The 8,207-nt window shown below is 43.4% G+C and carries 7 protein-coding genes; 1 reads left to right on the forward strand and 6 read right to left on the reverse strand.

All coding sequences use genetic code 11. The annotated features are described in order from the left end of the window. Positions 1 to 29: 29 nt before the first annotated feature. The 3 genes from DWW81_RS12660 to DWW81_RS12670 form a co-directional block, all read right to left on the reverse strand. A complete protein-coding gene (locus DWW81_RS12660; protein ID WP_117898149.1) occupies positions 30 to 329 on the reverse strand; it encodes a helix-turn-helix domain-containing protein in 300 nt (99 codons plus the stop codon). Positions 330 to 345: 16 nt separating this feature from the next. Beyond that, on the reverse strand, positions 346 to 2,100 hold the full coding sequence (locus DWW81_RS12665; RefSeq protein ID WP_347502995.1) for a type IV secretory system conjugative DNA transfer family protein: 1,755 nt from the start codon (positions 2,098 to 2,100) through the stop codon (positions 346 to 348). Positions 2,101 to 2,202: 102 nt separating this feature from the next. Beyond that, positions 2,203 to 3,603: a DUF3991 domain-containing protein gene (locus tag DWW81_RS12670; protein WP_117898148.1), complete on the reverse strand. Its 1,401-nt coding sequence runs from the start codon at positions 3,601 to 3,603 to the stop codon at positions 2,203 to 2,205. 94 nt (positions 3,604 to 3,697) lie between these two features. Between DWW81_RS12670 and DWW81_RS12675 the strand changes: the two genes are divergently transcribed. After that, positions 3,698 to 4,048, forward strand: a complete 351-nt coding sequence (locus tag DWW81_RS12675; RefSeq protein ID WP_117898147.1) for a hypothetical protein — start codon at positions 3,698 to 3,700, stop codon at positions 4,046 to 4,048. 64 nt (positions 4,049 to 4,112) lie between these two features. Here DWW81_RS12675 and DWW81_RS12680 read toward each other — a convergent pair whose 3' ends face one another. From DWW81_RS12680 to DWW81_RS12690, 3 genes are read right to left on the reverse strand one after another with little or no spacing between them, the layout of a single operon-like run. Continuing rightward, positions 4,113 to 4,826 (reverse strand): hypothetical protein, encoded by a 714-nt coding sequence (locus tag DWW81_RS12680; protein ID WP_117898146.1) that lies wholly within the window; start codon positions 4,824 to 4,826, stop codon positions 4,113 to 4,115. Positions 4,827 to 4,842: 16 nt separating this feature from the next. Next, a complete protein-coding gene (locus tag DWW81_RS12685) occupies positions 4,843 to 5,169 on the reverse strand; it encodes a DUF3852 domain-containing protein (RefSeq protein WP_117865154.1) in 327 nt (108 codons plus the stop codon). Next, positions 5,166 to 8,018 (reverse strand): SpaA isopeptide-forming pilin-related protein, encoded by a 2,853-nt coding sequence (locus tag DWW81_RS12690; protein ID WP_117898145.1) that lies wholly within the window; start codon positions 8,016 to 8,018, stop codon positions 5,166 to 5,168. The genes DWW81_RS12685 and DWW81_RS12690 overlap by 4 nt, the downstream gene beginning before the upstream one ends. Positions 8,019 to 8,207 lie beyond the last annotated feature (189 nt).

Raw genomic sequence — 8,207 nt, forward strand, 5'->3', positions numbered from 1 at the left:
TTGCATAATTCTTGTTCGAATAAAATGTGTCAAGTGATATTGACAAAACCACCACCTCCTGCCTTTGTTATCTCTCCCTTTATCTTGTACAGCGAGCTGCGGCGTCCGCCTTGGATATGATAACGAGGTATCCGTTCTAACAATCCACGGTTTTCAAGTTCCGTAAATGCACGATACACCGTGCTTTTGTGTATGCTAAGATCTTCTGCTATCCTGCGTACAGAGGGAAAACATTCTCCGTTTTTGTCCGCACGGTTTGCCAGATAACAGTACACAGCCACCGCCTTGTGGCTTAGTCCTAAGTCGTAGATCCTTCTTGGAAATATCAATATGCATCAGCTCCTTTTACGTTTTAACAGTTGTCCTTTTCTTTGCTGTCAGCTCCTCATATTCTATCGGACTCTCTTTTTTCTTCTGCGGATATTTCATTTCAACGTCTTTTATCAGTTCATCACGCTCTTTGTATGAAACGGCACGGGCGGTCTTATCGGGAAGTTTGTATTCTTCTTCAAACTTGATACCCCATTTGAAGAACAGTTTTAATTTGCTTATCATCGGGTGTGTTCCCGTTTTCATAACGATAAACTGTCCTTTCGGCATAGATTTCAGCTCATCCACAGTCATAAGCGGTCTGCCTATCATCTGCAATGACTGAGATCTGTCCCTGCCGTTTGATACCGAACCGCTTAATATCGTTTGTTCGCCCAAAGCTTTTGAAAGCACCTCTGCACTCTGGCTGTTTGGTGCAAATCCGCCGAACACAGTAAGCTGAGTGTTGTCGGTTATTATCTCCATACCCTGTTTGCCATAGTTCTGCTCCAGCTGTGCAAAGGACTGGATTATTGCCACGATGGATATTTTTCTTGAACGTCCTGCGGAGAACATAGATTCAGCACCCTCTATCTTAGGAAAAGTTCCAAACTCGTCGCAGTAGAACATAACTCTGTTTTTTAGTTTTCCGCCGTTTTCGTCCGCAATGACTAATATCTCACGATATAGCTGTTGGATAAGCAGGCTGACCATAAAGTACTTGCTTGTATCTTCTTCGGGAAGAACAATAAAAATAGCAGACTTTTCATTGCAGAACTTCTCAGCGTCTATCGCCGTTCCAAAGCACAGCATTTGTTCAAGTTCAGAATCAAGAAAACTGTTGAGCCTTGAAAGTGCAGTCGACATTACCGACAGCATAGACTGGTCGGACGCATTCAGAGCCGCTCCTGCAAGCCATTTGGCTTTGTGTTCGCTTGGAAGCTTATCCATAAGCTTTGAAAAATACATTTTAGGCTTTGATTTCGGGTCTGGCTGATACTTTGCAAGCAAGTCCTGTATCAGCTTAAAAACCGAAACAATGTGACGTTCGTTCTTGTCGCCGAACTCAGCTAAAAGCAGTATGACCGAGGCGAGCAGACCCTCAGCTGCATCGTAGAAAAAAGCGTTTTGTCCGTAGCTGTGGCTGTCACCTCCGCCGATATTGATAATTGTCTTTGCGGTTATCTTTGCATACTTTTCAGCTTTTGCCTTTGCCGAAAGGTCGTTTTTATCAGACAGATAAATATCCATATACTTGTTTACAAGGTGCAGGATATTGTTTTCGTCTGAGCGTGTGGGATTTCTCAGATCTAGCACAGAAACATTGTAACCGTAATACTTTCTTGCGATAGTTCCGTAGTTTCTTGCAACGTCGCCTTTTGTATCAGTTGAGATAAATGACATTCCGCTTGCACAGGCAAGTTCGATGTTAGGGTACAAGAAGTATGCGGTCTTGCCCACACCCGCAGCGCCTACCATAAGAGTATGAACATCGCCCGTGTCTACAAGCGCAACAGTCTTTTTGCCCGAACCTCTGCACCCAACCACCGTTCCTTGAACAGTCGGAAGAGCCACGCCTTTTCTCCACATCTCCGGCTCGAATTGCAGAGGGATAAAAGTTCTCTTTATCTCCGTTTTCGTCGCCCACCTTGCAGTTCCGTGCTGTCCATTGCCGACTTTTTTTGCCTTTATTCCGTTAAGCGACTTGTTGTCAAGCAGATTTACTACCACTAAAAAGGCAATGAAAGCTATGACAAGCAAACCTATTAAAATCATTTGTTTTTCACTCAAAATTTCACTTCCTATCCATAGAAATATGCTTTCTTCTGTATTTAAAAGAACAGTTAGTTTGTTATCTTCAAGGTATTGCACCGTGAAGCAGACGGTATCGCATCAACCAAATTCCATACAAGGTTCAGGTTTGCAAACGATGTCCTCTGATTCGATATGTTCTGCCACTGGTTCAGACAGAGTTTTTTCAACAGATGATCTGACAGCCCTATCCGCAAGCTGATACAGCAGTTTCGCCGTATTTATTGACTGCTCACGGGTACGAGCTGTTTGCCTTAGATCTTTCATTACTGCCGTAACACATTCCTGCAAATACCTTTGCTTAGCGGCTGCTTTGCCTTTATCTGTGTACGGCTTGTACTCTGCTTTCAGCTTGGCTCTGAGCTTTGCAAACATATCCTCTTCACAGCTTTTATCAATAAAAAACGCCGAGCCTGCAAGTGCATACTCAGCGAGATATTTGTATTGTTCGTTTTTGAAGGCGGCATAGATCTGAGACGTCAGCTTATCCGGACGGCATTTGAGATACTGCAAATTTTCAGCCTGACGATGATATTCTTCTTTATGCTTGTTAGGCACAGCAGGCAGAGCAGGAGCACCATTCTTCGCCTTTAGTACCTCGTTCCAATCTTTGTACGGAGGTGCAAGGCGTTTGACGTTTGAATATCCGTTCTCATTTAGGATATCCCTTAGACGGTCAGCAGCCTCGATCCCGCCCTCGTCATTATCAACGCAGAGAATGACTTCTGACAGGTTAGAATGGTTCTTTAAAGCCGTCAAAACGGCATTTTCATAGACTCCGTTCATTGCAATGCAGCTGTGCTTTTGCCAGTCTTTCGGATAAAGCGTAAGAAAACTCATCATATCTATGGGAGCCTCAAACACATAGAGTCTTTTGCTTTCACCGAAATGTGCAAAGCTGTATCTTGTGTCAGAACCTTGACAAGTGATCCTGAAACTATTGCCGTAGGAATTTGTTGAACGCTTGCTTGCCTGTCTTGGAACGCCGTTCTCATCAATTCCTACAAACACGGCATTGTGATGTTCCTTGTCCTCATAAAGCGTGTGCTGTTTTGCGAAATACGATATAATATCCGGTGCGATAAACCGCTGTTTTATGAGGTAAGCATACACTCTGTGCATATTTGCGTTTGCCTCGGGCAGCTTGAATTCTTTCTTTTCTTCCTTTGCTATAGCTTTCGGAGGACTGTGGGACAACGGAGTGACCGTCCGTCCTAACAGCTCCTGCACCGCCGTCTGAAAGTCCATATCATAAAATTCCTGCATGAATTTTATTGCTCCGCCGCCTATCTGATTTTTGTGATCGAACCAGGTAGAGCCACGGAGCGTTATGCTGTCGTGCCTGCCTGAGCTGTCGTAGTAAATGAGCTTATGCTCTCTGCCGACACGTTCTAATTTTTCACCTCGCATTCGCAAAAACTCTTCAAGGTTCACGCTGTTGGCAAGGACTTTTTGTTCGTCTGTAAAAGGGATATATGGCACTTTATCACCTGCTTTCTGTTTACTAGGGTTGATTTTTCGAGGTTGGTGTGGTATAATGAATAATAACATAAATCGAAATTTGTAGGAGATAGCCATGAAAAGTAAAATTATCTATTGTCTGAATTTTCTCTGGACGAGTTTTATTGCATTTTCATTTCCAATATGTTTCGGCTGGATTTTTCTTGATATAACTGGACATTCAAAAGGCTATAGCTATGATTTAGGCTCGGAGAAAGATGTTTCTATTATGCTTGGCTGTATTGAGCTACTGATTTGGCTTGCTTTATCATTTCCCTCAAATATCTATGTATTTCGGAAAACATTGAGTAAAGGCAAGGCATATCTGCTTATCCCTATCGTATTGTATATAACACTTGCTGTAGTTTGCGTAATGATTACACATGGTGGGTGGACATCATACGCAAAAGAAGTATTTAATATATAAATTCTGATTTATACTCCCCAAAACCAAAGGGCTGAGCCAACCTCAACCCTTTTTTCATTTTAAATCAGTACTTCACATTCTCCGCAAACTTAGCCATCAGCTGTGAAAAACTCTGCCTTTCCATCATATCTGAACTGAGAAATGCACCCGACACAACGGTAAGCTTGTTCTCCGAAAGCACAGCGTAGGTTTCCGTGTATCCGAACTGCGTCGCCATACCATCGGATTTCTGAACAGAGCCGTACTGCTGATACTTACCCTTTGAAACAACACTGCTTGTCATTCGGTAACTCGAAACAAAGTCATCTTCGGTGATACCGCTCATCTGTGCGGAGGTCTGTCCGAAGTAATAATCTCCGAAGTTTTCAAGGATATATTCCATATCGTGATCAAGATCACTCTGACTTAGATCAATACACAGAACATCGATCATACCGCCGCCGTTTGAGCCTTTCAAAGTAATTTTATTCACACCGTTTGAGTTATCAATTTCGTTCTCAAAGGAACTGCCTTTCATTGCTTCTGTTACCAATGCGCTTGTATCTGCAAAGCATATATTTGAATCGAAAAATTCGGCAATAAAGGTGTCCGTCTTTATCTTTTCATCCTCTAAACTGCTTTCAGCCTCCGAAGAGGCAGCCGAGTCGTGTATGGACTCGGCTGTGGTAGTAGCTGTTGTTTTCGTAACAGCATTCTGAATCGGCGGACTGATCGTTCCGCAAGCTGTCATTGTCAGCATAATCGTCGCTAAAATTGCAGTCATTACTTTTGCTTTCATATTCATTTTCCCCCTATCAGATTATGCTCCAGATGTACAGCGGACAGGTCAGAGAAAAGATCAAACAGCCGAAAATGATAGCGATCGGCGTCCATTCAAGCTGACCGTGTTTGCGATAATCGAGGTATGCGAGTGTTATCTTCACAAACAGCAGAACCGCAAGTATCACGTCTATTACGGGAAACACCACATTGTTTACGACTGAAACGACCTGCGATCTTGCTGTTGTCCAAGTGCTTGTCACCGCACCCGCAACATCGCCCGAAGCATAAGCGGTTAGCGACATCATAGCCGCAAAGCACACCGAACTTGCTGCTGCGATCAATTTCTTTTTAGATCTCATTTCACATCATCCTTTCTCTGTTCCTTATCGTTCTTCTTGCATATGACCATACCGAAAACCATAATAACCGCTGTGGCTACGAGATAAAGCTCAGCACTATTGTCTGCGGATACACCTGTATGAGGAATATCTATTATGACCGTAGGAGGGGTTTCAAGATCAGGCGTAAGCTCATCGTACATAACGACCTCGGTCACAGTTCCGTCAGCATTCACAGTAAACTTTATCTCATTTGTTATCTCATAGCCCTCAGGTGCTATGATCTCTTTAAGTGTGTATTCCTTGCCGGCAATAAGTTTCCCTTCAATCATATGTGGTTCATTTGTAGATACCCATTCTTCAACAACATTTCCGTTCTCGTCGATAATTTGCAAAGTAGCACCCGGCAATTCTTCGCCTGTTGTAACGTCCTGCTTTGAAATACGAACCTTAGTCGTATCATCCACCATAGTGATAAGCGGATAGCCGTTATCTGATAAGGCTTTTGAATCAACGTTTTCTACCGTAACATTGCCGTAAATATCAACGCTGAACTTAATGTCAGTTGCAATCACATATCCGTCAGGTGCGGCAATTTCTTTAAGCACATATTCACCCGCACCAAGCTTTGAAACAATGTGATTTTTGCCGTCGGAAGTCCACTTATCAACTGTCTCACCGTCAGCATTTTCAAGCACCATTTCAGCACCCACAAGTTCGTTTCCGTACACATCACGCTTTGATATCTCAACAGTAACAGGCTTGTTTCCCGCAGTTATCTCAATAACCTCTCCGTCCTCTGCAATGCTGACAGCATATTCCTTACCGCTAAGAATATATCCCCTTGGACTTTCTATCTCATGAATAATATACTCGCCATAGGGGATTTCGTCGAACACAAAATATCCGTTTTCATCTGAAGCGGCAGTCATTATTGCAGTATCTCTGCTGAACTTCACGCAGTCGGCAGTAAACAGCCCGAACACAGCATTTTCAAGAGGTTCGCTCTTGTCATCTACCTTGTGACCCTCTATCCTGCCACGCTTGAGAAGATTTACAAACTGTCCGCAGTCAATATCCGCAGTCCGGATGTCCTGTCCCATATACTCGAAGTTTACAAGATATTTTTCTCCATTAAGAACATAGTGTTCATCAGTTGCAATTTCCTGAACATAATACCTGCCGAAAGGTATCTGTACATCAAATTTTGCAGTCATATTCTCAGCAAGTGAAACCTCTGAAAGCAGTCCGTCCGCAGGAATAACAGAACCGTCAGCGGCAGTAATATCTTCTGCGGCAAATAGCCCGAAACGAATGCTTGTATAGTAGTCCTTGCCGTAGATCCCGAACAGTTCATCATTTTCCATAACCTTAGAAAGCGATATCCTCACGCTCTGATACTCATTTTCAAAAGCTGTATTCACAGTATCTCTCACCTCAAATTCCTGCCCTGCATATGTCAGTTCAACATCTTTAGGCTCATTGTTCAGCACATAACCATAGGGAGCTTTTATCTCTCTGACCTCATACTTGCCGAGATAAAGTAGTTCAGTTTCGGCATAGCCGTTCTCGTCTGTCGTGATCTCCGAAACAACATCTCCTGCATAAGCTCTTGTTGTACCGTCGAGTGTAACGATATCCTCTACAGCGATCACCTGAAATACCGCGCCGCTGAGATCTCCGTCTGCAAACACGGGAGTGTAGGTGGTCGGATTTACTATCATCTCGCCGTTTTCATCTGTGTAAGCAGATGATGCCGTAGCAACGGTTTTAAAAATATCACCTGTTTTCTGAACCGAAATCCTGCCTTTCTGAGCGGTGTTTTCTTTGCGGACTTTAATAACCGTCAGGGCATTTTCTTCCTCTGCGTTATCAGCAGAAACTGTGAAAGACACGGGCGTACTGTCCAGAACATAACCCACAGGAGCCTGAACCTCAACAAGCGAATATTCACCGTAGGGAAGAACTTCGGGAGTGATCAGATAGCCCTCGCTGTTTGTGTAGAAAGTGTCGATTGTTGTTGGGGTAGGGTATGCAAAAGTCATTGAGATCTTCTGACCATTTGAATCGTAGATCTCAAATCCTGCACCCTCGTAAGGAATGGTTTTTCCCGTTTCGGAATCCACCTTTACAACCTTGATATAGCTTTTGAATTCTGCATTGTTGATAAGATAGCGGTAGGTCTGTCCGTTTTCGCTGATGTTGACATCAAAATCAGCAATAAACTCAGTACCATCCCAGCCGACTGTCTGATGAACGGTGTAAACGCCGTATGGCATATCCTTTGTCTGTGCAAAGCCGTTTTCATCGCACACAAGGCAGTCCTTTTCGGAATCCTTCGCATTTGCATAAGAACCCGAAGATTTCAGATAAACCTCAAATTCAGCTCCCACTTCCGGAGTTTCTATCTGAGTAGAGCCGTCATCGAAATGCTTGATCATTGCGATATTTCCCTTGATAACGTCCTCAGTCACTGTCATAGAAAGTGAATTATGCTCAATTGTATAATTCTCAGCCTCTGCACCGACAGGATATACCGTTTCATCGAGAAGATAGCCCTCGCTTGGCAAAATTTCCTGAACAGTGTAGTTTCCGCATACATAATCTTTTGTCTTGAAATATCCGTTTTCATCGGTCGTATAGGTATCAGCAAGCTCGCCGTCCTTGTACAGTCCGTAAACTGCTCCCGCAAGCGTTCCGTTGCCCTGTGCTGATGCTTTTTCGGAATCCTGCTTTGTCACCTCTACAGTAAATTTCTTGAGGATATTTTTGAATGTCTTGGTTGTGGTTGCATCAGCCGTAAGGGTTGCAGTCTGATCCGCAGGAACTACATATCTTACGGGAACATTTTTCTCGGAAATGGTGTACACGATCTTCTCATTATTGCTGTTGTAAACGGGAATATCGGAAAGGATTGCAATACCGTCCGAACCTGTTTTTATTGTGTAAGTCTTACCGTTGCCCGTAATAGTGAACTCTCTGTCGTCGTTCTGATTGTCCTCGGACTGGTTTTGTCAATATCACTTGACACATTTTATTCGAACAAGAATTATGCAACG

The sequence above is a fragment of the Ruminococcus sp. AF17-1AC genome (assembly GCF_003461385.1).
GTDB classification, from domain to species: Bacteria; Bacillota; Clostridia; order Oscillospirales; family Ruminococcaceae; genus Hominimerdicola; species Hominimerdicola aceti.

Excerpts from the sequence above, each read along its gene's own strand:
- DWW81_RS12675 (WP_117898147.1), top strand. The coding sequence starts at position 3,698 with ATGAAAAGTAAAATTATCTATTGTCTGAATTTTCTCTGGACGAGTTTT.
- DWW81_RS12680 (WP_117898146.1), bottom strand. The coding sequence starts at position 4,826 with ATGAAAGCAAAAGTAATGACTGCAATTTTAGCGACGATTATGCTGACA.
- DWW81_RS12685 (WP_117865154.1), bottom strand. The coding sequence starts at position 5,169 with ATGAGATCTAAAAAGAAATTGATCGCAGCAGCAAGTTCGGTGTGCTTT.